Genomic DNA, 18,685 nt, shown 5'->3' on the forward strand with positions numbered 1-18,685 from the left:
GGGGCGGGGTCGTCAGACCCCCTCCAGGCGCTCCGCCGGCAGCTCGACGGTGATCCTCGTCCCCTGGCCGGCGTCGCTCTCGATGCCGATCTTGCCCCCGTGCAGCTCGACCAGCGAGCGGACGATCGGCAGGCCGAGGCCGGTGCCGGTGGCGTCCAGGCGGCGCGTACGGCTGGACTGCGCGAACGGCTGGAGCACCAGCGCGATCTCCTCGGCCGGGATGCCGATCCCGGTGTCCGCGACCGTGATCGTCGGACGGCCCTCCCGCAGATCCGCGACCATTTCCACCCTGCCGCCCTCCGGGGTGAACTTGACGGCGTTGCTGAGCAGGTTGACCAGGATCTGCTGCAGCGCGCGCCCGTCGGCGCGCAGCCTGGACAGCCGCGCGTCGCGCGCCGTCCGCAACTCGATCGACTTGCGCGCCGCGGCCTCCGCGACGAAGCGCGCGGAGCGGGCCAGCAGGTCCTCGACCTCCACCGGCCCCTCGTCCAGCTCGAAGCGCCCCGCCTCGATCTTGGCGAGGTCGAGCAGCCCGTTGATCAGGTCGAGCAGGTGGCAGGCGCTGGTATGGACGTCGCGCAGATAGCCCTCGTAGCGCGCCGGCAGCGGCGCGTCGAGCTGCAGCAGCATCAGGTCGCTGAAGCCGATGATCGCGTTCAGCGGCGTCCGCAGCTCGTGGCTCATATGGGCCAGGAAGTCGGATTTCGCCCGGCTCGCCTCCTCGGCGGCGGCCCGCGCGCGCTCCAGTTCCAGCTCGCGGTGCTTGTGGCCGGTGATGTCCTGCATCACGCCCAGCGAGCGGACGACCCCGCCCGACGCGTCGCGGAAGAAGTCGACGATCGCCCGGACGTGCCGAAGCTCCTCCCGCGGGCCGACCCGCAGCCGCAGGTCCAGCGTCAACGGCGTTCCGGCGGCAAGCGCCGTCGCGTGCCGCTCGAGGAACGCGTCGCGGTCGTCGGGATGCAGGCACTCCGCCAGTGCCGTCCTGGCCGACCCCGGGCCGGCCAGGAACCGCTCGACGCTTAGGCCGTGGATCGCCGCCAGCACCGGCGAGCAGTGCAGGCACCGGTCCTCGACCTCGTCCCATACCCAATAGCCGAGCCGCGCAAGCTCCGCCCCGTGCCGGAGCAGCGTCTCGTTCTCCTCCAGCGCGCGTTCGCGCCGCTTGAACTCGGTGATGTCGGTGCGGACCAGCGTCGTCCAGCCCTCGCCGGTCCGGCGCTCCTGGACCATGAACCAGCGGTCGTGCCGGGTCGGCGCGACGAGCGGCGCGCCGTCGGCCCTGCGGTGGTGCTCGATCCGCGCGGCGAGCCAGGCCTCGTACTCCCCGGGTTCGACGCGCGGGCCGGTGCCGAGCCGCCAGGCCCGCCTCTGCATCTCCTCGAAGCCGGTGCCGCGCAGTTCGGACGGGGTCCGGCCGTAGACGGCGGCGAACGCGTGGTTGCACACGACCAGCCGGTCCAGCTCGTCGAACAGGGCGAAGCCGTCGTTGCTGGCTTCAAGCGCGTCCGCCAGCCGCTGCTGGAGCACGCGGACCGGGGACAGGTCGCGCACCGAGACGACCCACAGCGGCCGGCCGCCTTCCATCTCCCGGAAGAACGACCCGGCGACCTCGCCGACGAACTCGCTGCCGTCCGCCCGGCGCAGCCGGCACTCGGCCGAATGGGGATCGAGGATGCCGGCCCGCGCGCGGGCCCGCTGCCGCTCCAGCCCCGGAACCTCGCCGGGCGCCACGATCGCCTCCAGCGCCGTCCCGGCCAGCCCGCCGATGGGATGGCCGAGCAGCCGCTCGAGATGGGGATTGGCGATCAGGATGCGGCCGGTCTCGGCATCGGCCAGCAGGATGCCGGCGTTGGCGGTCTCGAACACCGCCGCGAGCCTGCGGTCGGTAGGGCGCAGCACGAGTTCCGTGTGCCGCCGGCCGGGAAGCTCGAGCAGCGTCGCGAAGATGCGTACGGGTCCACCGCCGATACGGGCCGGGACGAGGATCGTACGGCACCAAGTCTCGCCCCGGCGCGGCGTACGCGTGCCCTCGAACTCGACCGCGGTCCCCGAAGCGGCGCAGCGCCGGCACCCCGCCTCGAGCGCCTCGGCCTCCTCGGGCGGCAGGAATTCCGCCGGCGTCAGGCCGACGACGGCCTCCAGGCCGGTCAGGCGCCCGTGGCGCGCATTGGCGGCCAGCACGACGAAGCCGCGGCCGGTGGCCTCGAGCGCGAAGGCGGCGGCGCCGTTCGTCTCCAGCAGTGCCCGGAGGTCGTCGCCGGCCGGCACCATCGGGCGCGTCTCCCGGCCGCGCGCCGGGTCAGGCGTTGGCCGTGTTCCCGCTGCCGTTGCCGGGCGTACGCTCCTGATCGCTCTTCTGGGCCTGGGCCTGGGCGAGCTGGCGCCGGTACAGGTCGGCGAAGTCGATCGGGTTCACCATCAGCGGCGGGAAGCCGCCGTCGCGGGTCGCCTCGGCCATGATCGCGCGCGCGAAGGGGAACAGCATGCGCGGCGCCTCGATCATCAGCACCGGGCTCAGGTGCTCCTTCGGCACGCCCTGCAGCGTGAACAGGCCGCCATAGGCGAGGTCGACGATGAAATAGGTCTTCTCGTTGGCGGTGGCCTCCGCGCGCAGGTGCAGCACCACCTCGAAGACGTTCTCGGCCAGCGCCTGGGGGCGCACGTTGACCGAGATCGACACCTGGGGCTGCGGCTGGTTCGGCAGCAGGACCTGCGGCGCGTTCGGGCTCTCGAAGGACAGGTCCTTCACGTATTGCGCGTTGACCATGATCGGCAGCGCGTTCGGGCGGCCGCTCGCCGCGCCTTCGGTCGGGGTGTTGCCGTCTTTGGCCTGGTCGGACATGGGAGAACTCCTGTGGAACCGGTGGCCCGTGGCTACCACGGATCGCCGTCCTCCGACAACGATCCAGGCGCCGCGTCAACGGTCCCCGTCATGGGCGGTCCAATCATAGGCGACGATCTCGCAATTCGTGACCTCGCGTCCGGTCAATGCCCGAATGAACCCCCAGTGGGAGACGACGAGGACCGCGTGCCGGTCGTCCGTCCCGGCCATCAGCGTCCGGAACTCCTCGGCCCGCACCCGCAGGGCGGTCTCCGGCTCCTCCAGTTCCGGCCACCATCGTTCCGGCAGGTGCGACAGGTCGAGTGCCGGCCAGGCCAGCGCCAGCTCGCGGGTCGGCGTGCCGATGTCGCAGGACAGCGCGGCGCGCTCGCCCACCAGCGGGTCGATGGTGATCGGCAGCTCCAGCATCTCGGCCACGATCGAGGCTGTCTGGAGCGCGCGGGTGTAGGGGCTGGAGACGATCCGCCGCAAGCCGCGCCCGGCCAGGCGGGACGCCGCCGCCAGCGCCTGGGCCTGGCCGGTCTCGGTCAGGGGTGCGTCGGGGATCTCGGGGTCGATGCGGGTCCGGTTGAAGGCGGCGTTGAAGTGGCTCTGGCCGTGGCGGAGCAGGATCATCGGTCGGTCCCCGGGGGTTTCGGCGCGCCGGGAGGCCGCCAGCGGCTGTCGGGAGGAGGGAGGTCCTCGGGTGGCTCGGAGGGAGGCGGGGCCGGGGGCGGGCGGTCGTCGACCTCGCTGAAGTCGCCGTCGATGACGCCTGGACCCCCGGGGGGACCTCCGGGGCCGCCGCGCCGCGCCCGGGGCTGCACCTCGGCGCCGTCGACGAACACGCGCAGGCGGTCGCCGCGCGACAGCCGGTGCACCAGGAACCCGCGCAGCCGCTCGCGCAGCGGCGGAAGGAACAGCAGCAGGCCCAGCGTGTCGGTGACGAAGCCCGGCGTCAGCAGGAGGACGCCCGCGACGATCAGGCACAGCCCGTCGAAGACCTCGCGGACCGGCAGCTCGTTGCGCGCGAGGCTTTCCCGGGCGCGCCGCATCACCGCGAAGCCCTGGGCCCGCAGCAGCGCGGTGCCGGCGAAGGCGGTCAGCAGCACGAGCGCGATGGTCGGCCACAGGCCGATGGCGCCGCCGACCTGGATGAAGACCGCGATCTCGAGGATCGGAACGATCAGAAGTGCCAGGAGAAGATACATGCCGATCCTTGCTCTTTGGGCAGCAAACCCCTATCTGTGAAGGCATCGTTCCGGTCGGATCAAGGCCCGGCGCAGCACCATGGGCGCTTTTCCCACGGTATGGGCAGCACGTTACAGGTAGTACGTGCCCTCCCGCCGGTCCAGGGCGAACCCACCGCGATGAGGCTCCGACGGGGCGGGATCACAAAATGGGCGACGGCGTGCAGTTCATAGACATCCTAATCCTTGCCATGATCGCGGCCTTCCTGGTCTACCGGCTGCGCAGCGTGCTGGGCCGCCGGCACGGTGAGGAACGTCAGCGTCCGAACCCGTACGCCCAGCAGCCCGGGCCCCGCGGCCGCGAGGCGCCGGACAACGTCGTCAAGATGCCGGAGCCGCGCCGGGTCGAGGCGCGCGCCCCGACCCCCGGCGAGCCGATACCGCTCGCCGCCGCGATCGACACGATCCGGGCCGCGGATCCCAACTTCGACGAGAAGCAGTTCGTCCAGGGCGCGCGCGCCGCGTTCGAGATGATCGTGGCGGCCTTCGCCCGCGGCGACACCGACACCCTGCGCCCGCTGCTGAGCGACGACGTCTACCGCAACTTCGCCAAGGCGATCGCCGAGCGGGCGGAGCGCGGCGAGACGCTCGAGACGCGGATCGAGACCATCCAGGACGCCGACATCGTCGAGGCGACCCTCGACGGGCGGAACGCGATGGTCGGGGTCAGGTTCGTCTCCGACCAGATCAACGTGACGCGGGCCGCCGACGGCTCGGTCGTCGACGGCGACCCGGACCGCACGCTGGAAGTGATCGACATCTGGACTTTCGCGCGCGACACCCGCTCGCGCGATCCCAACTGGTTCCTGGTCGAGACCCGCGTCCCGTCGTGAGGCCCGCCGTGAGGCCCGTCATGGAGGCGGTCTCGGGAGTGGGGCGTTGGGCGCCGCGCGCGCTCCTCGCGGTCGCCCTGCTGGCCGGGCTCGCCGCCTGCTCGCCGCACGCGCCCTCGCCGCCGCCGGCCCCGCCCGAAGCGTCCCGCCTTCTGCTGGAGCCGGCCGGCTTCGCCGAGCTGCCGGGCTGGGCGCTCGACGACCACGCCGCGGCACTCGGGGCGCTGGACCGCTCCTGCCGCCGGCTCGCGACGCTGCCGCCCGGCCGCGCACTCGGCGTCGCCGGGACCGTCGCGGACTGGCAGGCGCCGTGCGCGGCCCTTGCCGGGGTGCCCCGGGGCGACGGGGCCGCGGCGCGCGCCTATTTCGAAACCTGGTTCCGGCCCTGGGCGGCCACGGACGGCGAGGGCAAGGCGGACGGGCTGTTCACCGGCTACTACGAGCCGGAGCTGCGCGGCGCGCTGGCGCCTGACGCGCGCTACCGGGTCCCGCTCTATCGCCGCCCCGCCGACCTCGTGATGGTCGATCTCGGCGAGTTCCGCGACACGATGAAGGGCGAGCGCATCGCCGGGCGCGTCGTCGAGGGAAGGCTGAAGCCGTTCGAGGACCGCGCGCGCATCGAAGCCGGGGCGCTCGCGGGGAAGGGGTTGGAGCTGGCCTGGGTCGACGACCCCGTCGATGCCTTCTTCCTCCACATCCAGGGCTCCGGCCGGGTCGTGCTCGAGGACGGGCGGGCGCTGCGGGTCGGCTACGACGGCCAGAACGGGCATCCCTACACCGCGATCGGCCGGGAGCTGGTCGCCCGCGGCGCGTTGCGGCTGGAAGACGTCACGATGCAGTCGATCCGGGCCTGGCTCGCCGACAACCCCGCCGAAGCCGCGGCGGTGATGAACCGCAACCCGTCCTTCGTGTTCTTCCGCGCGCTCGACGGCGAGGGGCCGCTCGGCGCCCAGGGCGTGGCCCTGACGCCGGGCCGCAGCATCGCGGTCGATCCCGGCTTCGTCCCCTACGGCGTGCCGGTGTGGCTCGACGTCGAGGACCCGGTCGCCCCGGGCGGCAGGCTGCGCCGGCTCGCGGTCGCGCAGGACACCGGCGGCGCCATCCGCGGCCCCGTGCGCGGTGACCTGTTCTGGGGCCATGGCGACGATGCCGAGCACCGGGCGGGCGTGATGAAGAGCCGGGGGAGCTGGCACCTGCTGCTGCCGCGGACGGTGGCGCCGCCCGCGCCCGGGGCGTGAGGCGTCTTCCCTTCCGCCGCGGTCGGGTGGTATGACCAATCGGCGCTTTCGGGAGTTCTGAACCAATGGCCGACACGCCCCCCGCGCAGCCCAGGGTCGGGCTGTTCGTCACCTGTCTCGTCGACATCTTCCGGCCGACGGTCGGCTTCGCCGCCGTGAACCTCCTGGAGAAGGCGGGCTGCCGGGTCGAGGTGCCGCGCGCCCAGACCTGCTGCGGCCAGCCCGCCTACAATCTCGGCGACAGGGCCGACGCGGCCGACCTCGCCAAGCGGGTGATCGCGGCGTTCGAGGGGTTCGACTACGTCGTGGCGCCGTCGGGCTCCTGCGCCGGCATGATCAAGGAGCACTATGCCGAGCTGCTGAAGGACGACCCGGACTGGGGCCCGCGCGCCCATCGGCTGCGCCACCGGACCTGGGAACTGGTGTCCTTCCTGGTCGACGTGATGGGGATGGAGAGGGTCGAGGCCGCCTACCAGGGCACGGTCACCTACCACGACAGCTGCTCGGGCCTGCGCGAGCTCGGCGTCAGGGAGCAGCCGCGCCGGCTGCTCGGCACGGTCGGCGGGCTGAGCCTGCGCGAGCTGCCGGACGCCGAGGTGTGCTGCGGCTTCGGTGGCACCTTCTGCGTCAAGTATCCCGAGATCTCGAACCGCATGGTCGAGGACAAGGCCGAGAAGATCGAGGCCACCGGCGCGGACATGCTGCTCGCCGGCGACATGGGGTGCCTGCTGAACATGGCGGGCAAGCTGAAGCGCCGCGGCTCGCGCGTGCAGGTCCGCCACGTCGCGGAGGTGCTGGCCGGGGTCGCGGGCGAGGCGGCGCCGATCGGCGAGGCCGCCGTCCGGAAAGGGTGAGGCGATGGAGAGCACCAGCCACGCGTTCAAGGACAACGTCCACGAGGCCCTGCGGGACGAGCGCCTGCAGCGCGCGCTCGGCAAGATGAAGGTCGGCTTCCAGGGCAACCGGCGCCGGGCGATCGAGCGCCTGCCGGAGTTCGAGGCGCTGCGCGACGAGGGCCGGGCGATCAAGGACCACGTGCTCGAGCACCTGGACTTCTACCTGGAACGCTTCGAGAGCCGCGTCGTCGAGGCCGGCGGCCACGTCCACTGGTGCCGCACGGCGGCCGAGGCGCGCGAGACGATCGCGCGGATCTGCCGCGACGCGGGCGCGCGCACGGTCACCAAGGGCAAGTCGATGGTCGCCGAGGAGATCGCGATCAACGACCACCTGGAGCGGGAAGGGTTCGAGCCGATCGAGACCGATCTCGGCGAGTACATCATCCAGCTCCGCCGCGAGCCGCCGAGCCACATCATCGCGCCGGCCGTCCACCTCTCGAAGGAGGACGTCGCCGAGGCCTTCTACGCCGCGCACCGCGACCTCGACCCGGAACGCTCGCTCGTCGAGCCGACGGCGCTGATCTCCGAAGCGCGCGCGATGCTGCGCCAGAAGTTCCAGCAGGCCGACGTCGGCATCACCGGCGCCAACTTCCTGATCGCCGAGACCGGCTCGACGGTGATCGTGACCAACGAGGGCAACGGCGACCTGACCCAGACGCTGCCGCGCGTGCACGTCGTGCTGGCGAGCCTGGAGAAGGTGGTGCCGACGCTGGAGGACGCCTCCACGATCCTGCGCCTGCTGGCGCGCTCGGCGACCGGGCAGGAGTTCTCCGCCTATACGACCTTCTCGACCGGGCCGCGGCGGCCCGGCGACCCGGACGGCCCGCAGGAGTTCCACGTCGTCCTCCTCGACAACGGGCGCACGGCGATGCTCGGCACCGAGTTCCAGGAGATGCTGCGCTGCATCCGCTGCGGCGCCTGCATGAACCACTGCCCGGTCTACGCCTCGGTCGGCGGCCATGCCTATGGCTGGGTCTATCCAGGCCCGATGGGGGCGGTCCTGACACCGTCGCTGATCGGGGTGGATGCCGCAGGGCACCTGCCGAACGCGTCCACCTTCTGCGGACGCTGCGAGAGCGTGTGCCCGATGCGCATTCCGCTGCCGAAGATGATGCGCCACTGGCGCGAGAAGGAGTACGCGGCCGGGCTGACGCCGGCGACCCAGCGCTGGGGCCTCGGTTTCTGGGCTTGGTTCGCGCGCCGCCCCGGCCTCTACCATCTCGGCACGCGGCTCGCTGCGGGCCTGCTCGGCCGGCTCGGCCGCAGGCAGGGGCGGCTGCGCCGGCTGCCGCTCGCCGGCGGCTGGACCGACTGGCGCGACATGCCGGCGCCGGAGGGCAGGACGTTCCAGCAGCTCTGGGCCGAGCGCCGGGAGAGCGCGCGGCGGGAGGACGCACGATGAGCGAGGCGCGCGACCGGATCCTCGGCTCGATCCGCACCTCCCTGAAGCGCGGCCCTCTCGACGGCGAGAGGCTCGCCGCGGCCGAGGACCGGCTGGCCGCGCACCGCCGCAACCTGATGCCGTCCCGCGCGCGGGCCGCCGGCGAGGAGGGGATAGAGCTGTTCGTGCGCATGGCGACCGAGGTCGCCGCAACGGTCGAGAGGCTCGCAACCCCGCAGGACGTCCCGGACGCGGTCGCCGCCTATCTGGCGCAGCATAATCTCCCGGCCGAGCTGCGCGTGGCGCCCGATCCGGAGCTGGACGCCGTGCCCTGGGAGCGGCGGCCGACGCTCACGGTCGGGCGCGGCCGGGCCGAGGACAGGGACGCGACCAGCGTCACCGGGGCGGTCGCCGGCGTCGCCGAGACCGGGACGCTGGTGATGGCGAGCGGCCCCGCGCATCCGACGACGTTGAATCTGATGCCCGATACCCACATTGTGGTGCTGCGCACGGACCGGATCGTCGGCAGCTACGAGGATGCCTGGGACGTGCTGAGGGCGCGCGGCGCGCTGTCGCGCACCGTCAATTTCATCACCGGCCCGTCGCGTACCGGCGACATCGAGCAGACGATCCAGCTCGGCGCGCACGGCCCCCGGCGCCTGCACATCCTCCTGGTGGACGGCGGCGACGGGGACGGGGCCTCCGCCTGACCGGCGGAGCGCGGCCGGCCGACCGGAGAGGCAAGCATGAGCCGCCGCCGCCAGGCGACACCGGACGAACTGCGCCTGTGGCGCGAGGTGGTGCGCGACGCCGAGCCGCTGCCCGGCCGCGCGGCCGCGTCCGATGCCCCGTCCGACCCCGCGCCTGTGCCGCCGGCCGCGGTCGCGGTGCCCGCGGCGCAGGTCGCCGCCGGGGCCATCGCGCCGCGCGTCCGCACCCGCGTTGCCCGGCCGGCGCTGCCGCCGCTCGCCCCCGACGGCACGCCGGGGGTCGACCGGCGCACCGACGACCGGCTGCGCCGCGGACGCTTCGAGATCGAGGGGCGGCTCGACCTCCACGGCATGACCCAGACCCAGGCGCATGACGCGCTGTTCGGCTTCGTGCGCCGGAACTGGCACGAGGGGCGGCGGGTGCTGCTGGTGATCACCGGCAAGGGTTCGGGCGGGGAGGGGATGGGCGTGTTGCGCGCGGCCGTGCCGCGCTGGCTCGGCGAGCCGGGACTGCGCGCGATGGTGGTCGCGATCCACCGCGCCCAGCCGCGCCACGGCGGCGACGGCGCGCTCTACCTGCTGCTGAAGCGCAAGCGGGACCTGCGATGACCCCGTTCGGCACGAGGATGCGCGCGCTTCGGGCCGAGCGCGGCGTGACGCTGAAGCAGATGGCCGAGGGCCTGAACATCTCCTCCGCCTATCTCTCCGCCCTCGAGCACGGGCGGCGCGGCCAGCCCTCGACGCAGCTCGTGCGCCAGATCTGCGCCTATTTCGGCCTGTTCTGGGACGACGCCGAAGCCCTGGAGCGGGTGGCGGAACTGAGCCATCCGCGCATCGTCGTCGACACCGCCGGCCTGAGCCCCGGGGCGACCGAGCTGGCCAACCAGCTCGCGGCCAGCATCCGCCGCCTGGACGAAGCCACCATCGAGCACCTGCTGGCCGTCCTGCGCGAACGGGCCTGAGGAATGGCCGTCCACCTGCGGGAGGCGGCCCTTACGGCCCGGCCATCGCGCTCGCCATGACCGGTCCGGTCCGGACCAGAGCGAGCGCATGGGCGAGCTGGCGGTCGTCGGAGCCGGTTCCGCGGTCCGGCGGAACCTCGACGTCCGGCTCGATGCCGACGGCGTGGATCGAGCGGCCGGACGGCGTGTAGTAGCGCGCCGTCGTCAGCTTCACCGCGCCCCAGTCGCCCAGGCTGGCGACGGTCTGGACCGAGCCCTTGCCGAAGGACCGCGTCCCCAGCACGATCGCCCGCCCGTGGTCCTGGAGCGCGCCGGTCACGATCTCCGACGATGAGGCGGAGCCGCCGTTGATCAGCACCGCGAGCGGTAGCCCGTGGGAGATGTCGCCGGGCTGCGCCTCGTGGACGCGCGGCGCGGCGTCGCGCGCGCGGATCGAGACGATGGTGCCCGCCTCGAGGAAGCTGTCGGCGACCGATACCGCTTGGCGCACGAGGCCGCCGGGGTTGTCCCGCAGGTCGAGCACGTAGCCGTCGGGCAGACGGCCGCCGAGTTCGGCGCCGATCGCGGCGACCGCCTTGTCCAGCCCGCGCTGCGCCTGCGCGTCGAAGGAATGGATGCGGATGTAGCCGACCGTGCCCTCGACCCGATGGGTCACCGAGGAGGCCCGGACCACCGCGCGCGTCAGGGTCACGTCGAAGCTGCCGGGCGCGCCGGGACCGTCGCGAAGGACCGTGAGCGTGACCCGGGTCCCGACCTGCCCGCGGATGCGCCGGGTCGTCTCGGCGAGACCGGCGTCTCCGACCGGCTCGCCGTCGATGCGGGTGACGAGGTCGCCGCCGCGCAACCCGGCCCGGGCCGCCGGGCCGCCGTCGATCGGGGCCAGGATGCGCAGCCCGCCCTCGTCCGGCGCCACCTTGATGCCGATGCCGCCGAACTTCCCGCTGGTGCGCTCCTGCTGGGCCTGCGCCGCCGCCTGGTCCAGGAAGACCGAATGGGGGTCGAGCGACGCCAGCATTCCCTCGATCGCGGCTTCGACCAGGCGTTCGCCCGGAACCGCGTCGACATAGTCCGCATGCACGCGGCGAAGCACCTGCTCGAAACGCGCGGCCAGACGCTCCATCTCGGGTTCCGTCGCCGCGGGCGCCGTGGCGGCGGCGGCGGTGCTCGAAAGAGCGGTGGCCATCAACATCGCGATCCCGGTCGTTCTCATGGCTCGGCACCTTCCCGTCATGGCTCGTCCGGAGACCAGCATGGGAGGTGGGGCGTTCGGGCCGCTGTGGCCGGGGCCACAGGACGGGAAGGAAAACTAGCGCTCCTCGCTGACGAGGATGCATTCGACCGCTTCGACGTCGCCGCGCTCGACCTCGAACTGCTGGGCCGGGCGGTAGCGCTCCAGGCGGATCGTCGTCGGACCGGCGCCGACGAAGACGGCGACCAGGAAACGGCCGTCGCCGCGCACCACGACCGGCGCGCCCGGCTGCGGGGCGCGGAAGGGATGCACGAACAGGAGCTGGTTCGGCCCGTATTTCGGCCACAGCGAGCCGTCCGGCATGCGCACCGCATAGGCGCCCCGCACGCGGGCCAGCGGGGCCGGGCACCAGACCCGTTCCGGGGCGCGGGCGGGATCGACGAAGACGCCCACGCCGTCGGGCAGTCCCCACTGCCCGAGGCCGCACAGGGGCAGGGTCCGCTCCGCCGGCGGCATCGGGTCCTCGACCCCGCCGCGCTCGGCCGGCGGCGTTTCCGCCGGCCGGCTGCCGGTGCGCAGCGAGAACAGGGCCGGCTCGCCCAGCAGGTCCTCCGGCGCGACGTCGAGCGCCGCCGCCAGGCGGCCCTGCCACGGCCGGGTCAGGCGCCGCTGGCCGTTCTCCAGCCGGCTGAGCTGCGATTTCGTGCAGCCGATGCGCGTGGCCAGATCGTCCTGGGACATGCCGCGGGCCTGCCGGATCTCCGCGATCCGGTTCGGGGTGGGCCGCTCCTCGCCCCGGGGAGCGAGCCGGAAGGTTGCCAGTGTTGCCACGGGGGCGTCCGGATTCCGTCAACTGTTGCCAGGACTTTCAACAGTTGAAGCCACGTGACGGCGCCCGATGCATGCGGAAATCGGTGGTAATCCGACGGCGCCTGGGCAGGAGCCGGGCCGGGCCGACGAGCATCAAGTCCCCGACTGTATTCGTAGCCGGAAACGCAACTCGCGGCGCCATGTTGATTCGCGCTGCCCCGGTAACGGCGAGTTTCCGGCGGCGGGTTGCCAGAATGTTGACAGCGGGAGCAAAGAATGGCCGCGCCCCGTCCGGCTTGGAAAGGTTACCTGAAACTGAGCCTGGTGTCGTGCCCGGTCCGCCTGTACACGGCGACTTCCGGCTCGTCCAAGATCCGCTTCAACCAGCTCAATTCGAAGACGAACAACCGCGTCCGGCAGAAGCTCGTCGATGCCGGCACCGGCGAGCCGGTGGAACGGTCCGACATCGTGCGCGGATACCAGTTCGACGAGGACCGCTACGTCGTCCTCACCGACGACGATCTGGAGAAGCTGGAGGTCGAGAGCACCAAGACCATCAACCTCGAACGCTTCGTCTCGTCCGGGGAGATCGACTGCCTCCACTACGACCAGCCCTATTTCCTCGCCCCGGACGGCGCGATCGGGCAGGAGCCGTTCCGCGTCATCCGCGAGGCGCTGAGCCGCGAGGGGAAGGTCGGCCTCGGCCGCGTGGTGCTGGCGGACCGCGAGCGGCTGGTGGCGTTGCGGCCCTACCGCGACGGCATCCTGGTCAGCACCCTGCGCACGGCCGACGAGTTGAAGAGCCCGACCGCCTATTTCGAGGATATCGAGGAGGGCGAACTCGATGAGGACCTGGTGGCGCTCGCGGCGCGCATGATCGAGGCGAAGGCGGGCGAGTTCGATCCCGAAGCCGTCAAGGACGAGTACCAGGAAGCCCTGCGCGCCATCGTCGAGGCCAAGGTCGCCGGCGCCGAACCGGCGGTCGCGAAGCCCCGCGGCGGCGGCAACGTCGTCAACCTGATGGAGGCGCTGCGCAAGTCGCTGGAACAGGAGGGGATAGCGGCCAAGCCCGCCGCCCCCGCCCGCAAGGCGCCGCCGGGGCGGGCCGCCGGTACGAAGAAGACGGCCGGCAAGCCGACCGCCCAGCCGGCCGACAAGCCGACCGACCAGCCGAAGAGGGCATCCGGTGGACGGCGCAAGTGACCCGATCGGCGAGGGCACCGGGGTCGTGATCCTCGGCGGCCTCGTCACCATCGGCCCGGAGCGCGTGCGCCGCGAGTTGGAACGGCGCGGGGCGGTGCTGCGGCGGCGCGTCTCCGGACGGACCGGCGTCGTCGTGATCGGGCGCCGCGCCGTCCGGCTGCTCGGCACCCAGCGCTGGGACGCGCTGCTCGCCGGCGCGCGGGCGGGCCGGGCGAGGGTGCTCGGCGAGGGCGCGTTCCTGCGCGCCCTCGGCCTGGCCGGGGAGATCCCGGAGGCGGGCGGGCGGCTCAGTGCCGAGGAAGTCCGCCGCGCCGGCCGGCTCGACCGCAGGACCCTGGAAGCGCTGGTGCTGTTCGACGTGCTCGTCCCGGTCGACGGCTCGTTCGCCTTCGCCGACGCGCTGCTCGCCCGCGACGTCGGCCGCATGCTCCACGAGGGGGTGGCGCTCGCGAGCGTCGTCGGCCCGCTCGCCCGGCTGCGCTCGGCGCTGCGGACCGGGCCGTCCGCCGCGCGCCTGGTGATGGATGCCGGCGACGGGCTGCTGCTGCGCATCGGCGGCCGTGCCGCGACGCTCGCGGGGCAGTTCATCCTGGACCTGCCCGGCAGCCGGCCGCGCAACCGGCACGCCGCCGAACTGCTGGAGGAGGGGGAGGAGGCGGAGTACGCCGGCGACCCCGCCGCGGCCGAGCGCTGCTACCGTGCCGCCGCCGCCGCGAGCCCGCGCGACCCGGCGCCCCAGTTCAGCCTCGCCAACCTGCTGGTCCGCCTGGGACGCGGCGCCGAGGCCCGCGCGCGCTACGACCGGGCCGGCCGGCTCGACCCCGGTTTCGCCGAGGCCTGGTACAACCGCGCGCTGTGCCTGCTCGACGCGGGGCGCGACGTAGAGGCCGAGCGCGACCTGTCGCGGGCGCTGTGCGGCGACCCGGCCTTCGCCGACGCCCTGTTCCGCCTGGCGATGCTGCTGCTGGGCCAGGGACGCCGGGAGCGGGCGTGCATCCTGTTCGAGCGCTACCTGCGGCTCCAGCCCCACGAGCCCTGGCGCGGCGTCGCCCGGCGGGCGATCCAGCTCTGCCGCATGGAACGCCTGCGGGAGGCCGGTGCGCCATGACCGACCCGCTGGCGACCTATCGGGCGAAGCGCGATTTCGCGAGGACCCCGGAACCGGTCGGCGGGGCGGCCGGTCCTTCCGGCGACGCCTTCGTCGTCCAGAAGCATGCGGCCCGCCGCCTGCACTACGACCTGCGCCTGGAACTCGACGGTGTCCTGAAGAGCTGGGCGGTCGCCAAGGGGCCCAGCCTGATCGCCGGCGAGAAGCGCCTGGCCGTGCGCACGGAGGACCACCCCCTCGACTACGGCGGTTTCGAAGGCGTGATCCCCAAGGGGGCTTATGGGGGCGGCACCGTCCTGCTCTGGGACCGCGGGCGCTGGGTCCCCGAGGGCGATCCGCGCGCAGCACTGGAGGCCGGCCGCCTGACCTTCCGGCTGGAGGGCGAGAAGCTGGGCGGGACCTGGCACCTCGTGCGCACCCGCCGCGGCGGCGCGCGGCAGGAACACTGGCTGCTGATCAAGGCCAGGGATGCCGCCGCCCGCGCGGCCGACGGGCCCGACATCCTGGACGAAGCGCCCCTGTCGGTCGCGAGCGGCCGCGACCTCGACGCGATCGCAGCACCCGGCGACCCGCCGCCGGACTTCGTCGAGCCGATGCTGGCCGCGACCGCGGCCCAGGCCCCGGACGGCCCGGACTGGGTGCACGAGATCAAGCACGACGGCTACCGCGTCCAGGCCCGGATCGAGGGCGGTTCGGTGCGCCTGCTGACCCGGCGCGGCCTCGACTGGACCCGGCGCTTCGCCTCGGTCGCGCGCGCCATGGGCAAGCTCCCCGTCCGCGCCGCGCTGGTCGACGGCGAGGTGGTGATGGAGGGGCCCGACGGGGCGTCCGACTTCGGCCGCCTCCAGGAGGCGCTGGCCGCCGGCCGGTCCGAGGGCATGGCCTACTACGCCTTCGACCTGCTGCATCTCGACGGACGCGACCTGCGGCGCCTGCCGCTGCTGGAGCGCAAGGAGGCGTTGCGCGGCCTGCTGGACCACGGGGGCGGGGACACCCGCCTGCGCTATTCGGAACATCTGGAGACCGCCGGCGAGGCCACGCGCCGCCATGCCTGCCGCCTCGGCCTCGAGGGGATCGTCTCCAAGCGGCGCGACGCGCCCTACCGGTCCGGCCGGTCGGAGGCGTGGGTGAAGAGCAAATGCGCGTTGCGCGACACGTTCGCGGTCGGCGGCTTCACCGTGAACGGCGGCCGGCTCGGCTCGCTGGTGCTCGGCTACCTGGACGGGGACGTCTGGCGCCATGCGGGCCGGGTCGGCAGCGGGTTCTCGCACGATGCGGCCGAAGCGCTGCGCGTGCGCCTGGACCGGCTGCGCGCCGAGCGTCCCGTCTTCGAGGGTGCCGGCGGGGCGGAGGACCGGGGCGTCGTCTGGGTCCGGCCGGAACTCGTCGCCGACGTCGAATACCGGGGCTGGACGCGCGAGCGGCGCCTGCGCCAGGCGAGCTTCAAGGGCCTGCGCGAGGACCGGCAGCCGGAGGACGCGGTGCTGGATGCGCCGCCGCGAGCGCCCCGCTCCCCCGCCCGCTCCCCCGCCCGCCCCGCTGCCCGCCTCACCAACCCCGACCGCGTGCTGTGGCCGGACAGCGGCCTGACCAAGCGCGACCTCGCCGACTACCTGCTCGAGGTGGCGCCCCTGCTGCTGCCCCATGTCGCCGGCCGGCCGCTCAGCCTCGTGCGCTGCCCGTCCGGTATCGGCGAGCCCTGCTTCTTCCAGAAGCACCGCATGCCGGGGCTGCCGGGAGGCGTGCGGCTGGCCGAGGTCGAGGGGGAGGACGAGCCCCTGCTCGCGGTCGAGGACGCCGAAGGGCTGGCCGGCCTCGCCCAGATGGGCGTGATCGAGATCCATCCCTGGGGCTCGCGCCTGGAAGCGCCCGACCGTCCGGACCGCCTGACCTTCGACCTCGATCCCGGCGAGGGAGTGGACTGGTCCGCGACATGCGCGGCCGCCCTCGACATCCGCGACCGGCTGGCGGCGATCGGGCTCGACAGCGTCGCCAAGACGACCGGGGGCAAGGGCCTGCACGTCGTGGTGCCGCTGGAGCCGCTGGCCGGCTGGGAGGAGGCGAAGGCCTTCGCCCAAGGCTTCGCCCGCGACCTCGCCCGGTCCGACCCCCGTTTCACCGCGCGCATGGCGAAGTCGGCGCGGCCGGGCCGCATCTTCATCGACTATCTCCGCAACGCGCGCGGCGCCACGGCCGTCGCCGCCTTCTCGCCCCGGGCGCGCCCCGGCGCCCCGGTATCGGTCCCCCTCGCCTGGGAGGAGGTGGAGGCTGGCCTGCGCCCGGACCGGTTCACGATCCGCACGCTGCACCGGCGCATCGGTTCCGGCGCCGACCCCTGGGCCGGCCGGCTGGAGCGGCGCCAGCGGCTGCCCCGCTAACGCGAATGCTCCTTTCCGTTCGGCCGTCCCGGCTCCTACGATCCCACCCGGGGCCTCGAAGATGAACCTCGGGAAGGGAGCCGGTCATGTCCGTCGAGCAGGAAGTCGCCAGGCACTACACCCACGGCGCGCTGGAGCGGGCCATCCTCGATGCCCTCGCGGCGAGCGGAAAGGACGTCGACGGGCTGTCGGCGGCCGATCTCTCCGCCGCGGACGAGTTCCATCTCGGCTGGCGGGCCGCGACGCTCGAACTGGCGAAGGATCTCGACCTCCAGCCCGGCATGCACGTCCTCGACGTCGGCTCGGGCATCGGCGGCCCGGCGCGCACCTTCGCCGAGATGCACGGATGCCGGGTCACCGGCATCGACCTGACGCAGGAGTTCGTGGATGTCGCGAACGCCCTGACGCGCCGCTGCGGCCTGGCCGACCTCGTCTCGTTCCGCCAGGTGAGTGCGCTCTCGCTGCCCTTCGCCGACGGCAGCTTCGATGCCGCCACCCTGATCCATGTCGGCATGAACGTGGAGGACAAGGCGGCGCTCTTCGCCGAGGTGCGGCGCGCGCTGAAGCCCGGGGCGCGCTTCGCCGTCTACGACGTCGTCCGCCTGGCGGACGGCGACCTGCCCTACCCCATGCCCTGGGCGGCGACCGCCGGGACCAGCTTCGTCGAGCCCGCGGACGCCTACAGGCGCAAGCTCGCCGCCGCCGGGTTCGAGCTCGAGGCGGAGGTCGACCGCAGCGCGCTCGCCCTCGAACTGGGGCGGGAGATGCGCGAGAAGGCCGCGAGGCAGGGCGTCCCGCCGCTCGGCCTCCACGTCCTGATGGGACCGGCCTCGCCGGAACGGCTGTCCAACGTGATGGGCGCGCTCGGCAGGGGGATCATCGGGCCGGTCGAGTTCCTCGTCCGGGCCGCGTGAGGCGGGCCGAGGCTGGATAAGGCGGGACTGCCGCCTATGCCCGGGGTACATGTCCCCCTACCCTGACGTTCGCTCCTCTTCCGGCCGTTTGACGCGGACCGGCCTGCCGGCGCTGGATATTGCTTCCACCAAGAAGAACTCCGGGAGGAAAACGATGAGGACGCGCCTCGCCTGCGGGACCCTTTGCCTTTCGCTCCTGGCCGGTGCGGCCGGGCTGCCGGCCTCGGCGGACGAGGCGGCGCTGTCGCCCGAGCTCGATGCCGTCAGGACGGCCCTGGAGAAGTACCGGGACCCGATCGCCGCCGTGCGCGACGGCTATCTCTCGACCGTGGGATGCGTCCACTACGAGGACGGCGCCATGGGGGTCCATTTCCTCAACATGGGCCTGGTCGGCCCGACCCCGGACCCCATGCGCCCGCCGATCCTGATCTACGAGCCGAGCGGCGACACGCTCGAACTGGTGGCGGTCGAATGGTTCGTTCCGCTGGCGACCGGCATCGAGAAGGCGCCGGAGCTGTTCGGCCGGACCTTCGACGGGCCGATGGAAGGCCACGAGCCGTTGATGCCGGCCGGCCTCCACCACTACGACCTGCACGCCTGGCTGTTCAGGCCCAACCCCGCCGGCGTGTTCAACACCGTCAACCCCGACGTGGACTGCTCGGGTGCCGGCAGCTACTCGCTGGCGGAAGCCCCGCCCAAGATGGTGATGCACGGCCAGTGAACGGGCCCGTGAGCGGGCCGGTGGATGGGAGGCGCGAGCCATGATCAAGGGCATGCACCACAGCGCGTACCGCTGCCGCGACTCCGAGGAGACACGCCGCTTCTACGAGGACTTCCTCGGCCTGCGGCTGGCGGAGGCGCTGGAGATCGGACAGACGAAGACCGGCCGCGCCACCCAGGCCCTGCACACCTTCTACGAACTGGGGGACGGCTCCTACCTCGCCTTCTTCGAGGTCCCGGACGGTCCCTTCGACTTCAAGCCGCAGCAC

Annotated in this window: 19 protein-coding genes; 13 read left to right on the forward strand and 6 right to left on the reverse strand. The window is 73.2% G+C overall.

The genetic code is table 11. The features are described from left to right. Positions 1–12 precede the first annotated feature (12 nt). The 4 genes from VGO20_RS10020 to VGO20_RS10035 all read right to left on the reverse strand — a co-directional run bounded on the left by VGO20_RS10020 (position 13) and on the right by VGO20_RS10035 (position 4,035). Entirely contained in the window at positions 13–2,274 is a 2,262-nt protein-coding gene (locus VGO20_RS10020) for a PAS domain-containing sensor histidine kinase (RefSeq protein ID WP_327502189.1), read from the reverse strand. Between the two features lie 28 nt (positions 2,275–2,302). Further along, a complete protein-coding gene (secB, locus tag VGO20_RS10025) occupies positions 2,303–2,845 on the reverse strand; it encodes a protein-export chaperone SecB (RefSeq protein ID WP_327502190.1) in 543 nt (180 codons plus the stop codon). Positions 2,846–2,920: 75 nt separating this feature from the next. Beyond that, the gene (locus VGO20_RS10030; RefSeq protein ID WP_327502191.1) at positions 2,921–3,460 is read right to left on the reverse strand and encodes a histidine phosphatase family protein; all 540 of its coding nucleotides are present in this window, start codon (positions 3,458–3,460) and stop codon (positions 2,921–2,923) included. Further along, entirely contained in the window at positions 3,457–4,035 is a 579-nt protein-coding gene (locus VGO20_RS10035) for an FxsA family protein (protein WP_327502192.1), read from the reverse strand. Before VGO20_RS10035 ends, VGO20_RS10030 begins: the two co-directional genes overlap by 4 nt. A 188-nt stretch (positions 4,036–4,223) precedes the next feature. On the opposite strand from VGO20_RS10035, the gene VGO20_RS10040 reads away from it, so the two are divergent. From VGO20_RS10040 to VGO20_RS10070, 7 genes are all read left to right on the forward strand, one after another. Continuing rightward, entirely contained in the window at positions 4,224–4,907 is a 684-nt protein-coding gene (locus tag VGO20_RS10040) for a Tim44/TimA family putative adaptor protein (RefSeq protein WP_327502193.1), read from the forward strand. Positions 4,908–4,915: 8 nt separating this feature from the next. Continuing rightward, entirely contained in the window at positions 4,916–6,145 is a 1,230-nt protein-coding gene (gene mltA / locus VGO20_RS10045; RefSeq protein WP_327502194.1) for a murein transglycosylase A, read from the forward strand. Between the two features lie 65 nt (positions 6,146–6,210). Then, entirely contained in the window at positions 6,211–6,999 is a 789-nt protein-coding gene (locus VGO20_RS10050; RefSeq protein ID WP_327502195.1) for a (Fe-S)-binding protein, read from the forward strand. A gap of 4 nt (positions 7,000–7,003) precedes the next feature. Next, positions 7,004–8,443 carry a LutB/LldF family L-lactate oxidation iron-sulfur protein gene (locus tag VGO20_RS10055; protein ID WP_327502196.1) on the forward strand — a complete coding sequence of 480 codons (1,440 nt, stop codon included), beginning with the start codon at positions 7,004–7,006 and terminating at the stop codon, positions 8,441–8,443. Next, a complete protein-coding gene (locus tag VGO20_RS10060) occupies positions 8,440–9,132 on the forward strand; it encodes a LutC/YkgG family protein (RefSeq protein WP_327502197.1) in 693 nt (230 codons plus the stop codon). The genes VGO20_RS10055 and VGO20_RS10060 overlap by 4 nt, the downstream gene beginning before the upstream one ends. A gap of 36 nt (positions 9,133–9,168) precedes the next feature. Further along, positions 9,169–9,741 carry a Smr/MutS family protein gene (locus tag VGO20_RS10065; protein ID WP_327502198.1) on the forward strand — a complete coding sequence of 191 codons (573 nt, stop codon included), beginning with the start codon at positions 9,169–9,171 and terminating at the stop codon, positions 9,739–9,741. After that, complete coding sequence (locus tag VGO20_RS10070; RefSeq protein WP_327502199.1) at positions 9,738–10,094, forward strand: helix-turn-helix domain-containing protein; 357 nt, start codon at positions 9,738–9,740, stop codon at positions 10,092–10,094. Before VGO20_RS10065 ends, VGO20_RS10070 begins: the two co-directional genes overlap by 4 nt. Positions 10,095–10,125: 31 nt before the next feature. On the opposite strand, the gene VGO20_RS10075 is transcribed toward VGO20_RS10070, so the two are convergent. Then, positions 10,126–11,304: a S41 family peptidase gene (locus VGO20_RS10075; protein ID WP_327502200.1), complete on the reverse strand. Its 1,179-nt coding sequence runs from the start codon at positions 11,302–11,304 to the stop codon at positions 10,126–10,128. Between the two features lie 96 nt (positions 11,305–11,400). Continuing rightward, complete coding sequence (locus tag VGO20_RS10080; RefSeq protein ID WP_327502201.1) at positions 11,401–12,114, reverse strand: XRE family transcriptional regulator; 714 nt, start codon at positions 12,112–12,114, stop codon at positions 11,401–11,403. A gap of 255 nt (positions 12,115–12,369) precedes the next feature. On the opposite strand from VGO20_RS10080, the gene ku reads away from it, so the two are divergent. From ku to VGO20_RS10110, 6 genes are all read left to right on the forward strand, one after another. Next, a complete protein-coding gene (ku, locus tag VGO20_RS10085; protein ID WP_327502202.1) occupies positions 12,370–13,296 on the forward strand; it encodes a non-homologous end joining protein Ku in 927 nt (308 codons plus the stop codon). After that, on the forward strand, positions 13,280–14,404 hold the full coding sequence (locus VGO20_RS10090) for a tetratricopeptide repeat protein (protein ID WP_327502203.1): 1,125 nt from the start codon (positions 13,280–13,282) through the stop codon (positions 14,402–14,404). The genes ku and VGO20_RS10090 overlap by 17 nt, the downstream gene beginning before the upstream one ends. Further along, positions 14,401–16,782 (forward strand): DNA ligase D, encoded by a 2,382-nt coding sequence (gene ligD, locus VGO20_RS10095; protein WP_327502204.1) that lies wholly within the window; start codon positions 14,401–14,403, stop codon positions 16,780–16,782. The genes VGO20_RS10090 and ligD overlap by 4 nt, the downstream gene beginning before the upstream one ends. An 86-nt stretch (positions 16,783–16,868) precedes the next feature. Continuing rightward, positions 16,869–17,696, forward strand: a complete 828-nt coding sequence (locus VGO20_RS10100; protein WP_327502206.1) for an SAM-dependent methyltransferase — start codon at positions 16,869–16,871, stop codon at positions 17,694–17,696. A gap of 154 nt (positions 17,697–17,850) precedes the next feature. Then, positions 17,851–18,417: a hypothetical protein gene (locus VGO20_RS10105; protein ID WP_327502207.1), complete on the forward strand. Its 567-nt coding sequence runs from the start codon at positions 17,851–17,853 to the stop codon at positions 18,415–18,417. A 40-nt stretch (positions 18,418–18,457) separates the two neighbouring features. Further along, the coding region (locus tag VGO20_RS10110) for a VOC family protein (RefSeq protein ID WP_327502208.1) at positions 18,458–18,685 on the forward strand (228 nt) is incomplete at its 3' end.

Origin of the sequence: Arenibaculum sp., from assembly GCF_035998295.1 — a bacterium.
Lineage (GTDB): Bacteria > Pseudomonadota > Alphaproteobacteria > Azospirillales > Azospirillaceae > DASYHS01.

Excerpts from the sequence above, each read along its gene's own strand:
- VGO20_RS10020 (WP_327502189.1), bottom strand. The coding sequence starts at position 2,274 with ATGGTGCCGGCCGGCGACGACCTCCGGGCACTGCTGGAGACGAACGGC.
- secB (WP_327502190.1), bottom strand. The coding sequence starts at position 2,845 with ATGTCCGACCAGGCCAAAGACGGCAACACCCCGACCGAAGGCGCGGCG.
- VGO20_RS10030 (WP_327502191.1), bottom strand. The coding sequence starts at position 3,460 with ATGATCCTGCTCCGCCACGGCCAGAGCCACTTCAACGCCGCCTTCAAC.
- VGO20_RS10035 (WP_327502192.1), bottom strand. The coding sequence starts at position 4,035 with ATGTATCTTCTCCTGGCACTTCTGATCGTTCCGATCCTCGAGATCGCG.
- VGO20_RS10040 (WP_327502193.1), top strand. The coding sequence starts at position 4,224 with ATGGGCGACGGCGTGCAGTTCATAGACATCCTAATCCTTGCCATGATC.
- VGO20_RS10050 (WP_327502195.1), top strand. The coding sequence starts at position 6,211 with ATGGCCGACACGCCCCCCGCGCAGCCCAGGGTCGGGCTGTTCGTCACC.
- VGO20_RS10055 (WP_327502196.1), top strand. The coding sequence starts at position 7,004 with ATGGAGAGCACCAGCCACGCGTTCAAGGACAACGTCCACGAGGCCCTG.
- VGO20_RS10060 (WP_327502197.1), top strand. The coding sequence starts at position 8,440 with ATGAGCGAGGCGCGCGACCGGATCCTCGGCTCGATCCGCACCTCCCTG.
- VGO20_RS10065 (WP_327502198.1), top strand. The coding sequence starts at position 9,169 with ATGAGCCGCCGCCGCCAGGCGACACCGGACGAACTGCGCCTGTGGCGC.
- VGO20_RS10070 (WP_327502199.1), top strand. The coding sequence starts at position 9,738 with ATGACCCCGTTCGGCACGAGGATGCGCGCGCTTCGGGCCGAGCGCGGC.
- VGO20_RS10075 (WP_327502200.1), bottom strand. The coding sequence starts at position 11,304 with ATGAGAACGACCGGGATCGCGATGTTGATGGCCACCGCTCTTTCGAGC.
- ku (WP_327502202.1), top strand. The coding sequence starts at position 12,370 with ATGGCCGCGCCCCGTCCGGCTTGGAAAGGTTACCTGAAACTGAGCCTG.
- ligD (WP_327502204.1), top strand. The coding sequence starts at position 14,401 with ATGACCGACCCGCTGGCGACCTATCGGGCGAAGCGCGATTTCGCGAGG.
- VGO20_RS10100 (WP_327502206.1), top strand. The coding sequence starts at position 16,869 with ATGTCCGTCGAGCAGGAAGTCGCCAGGCACTACACCCACGGCGCGCTG.
- VGO20_RS10105 (WP_327502207.1), top strand. The coding sequence starts at position 17,851 with ATGAGGACGCGCCTCGCCTGCGGGACCCTTTGCCTTTCGCTCCTGGCC.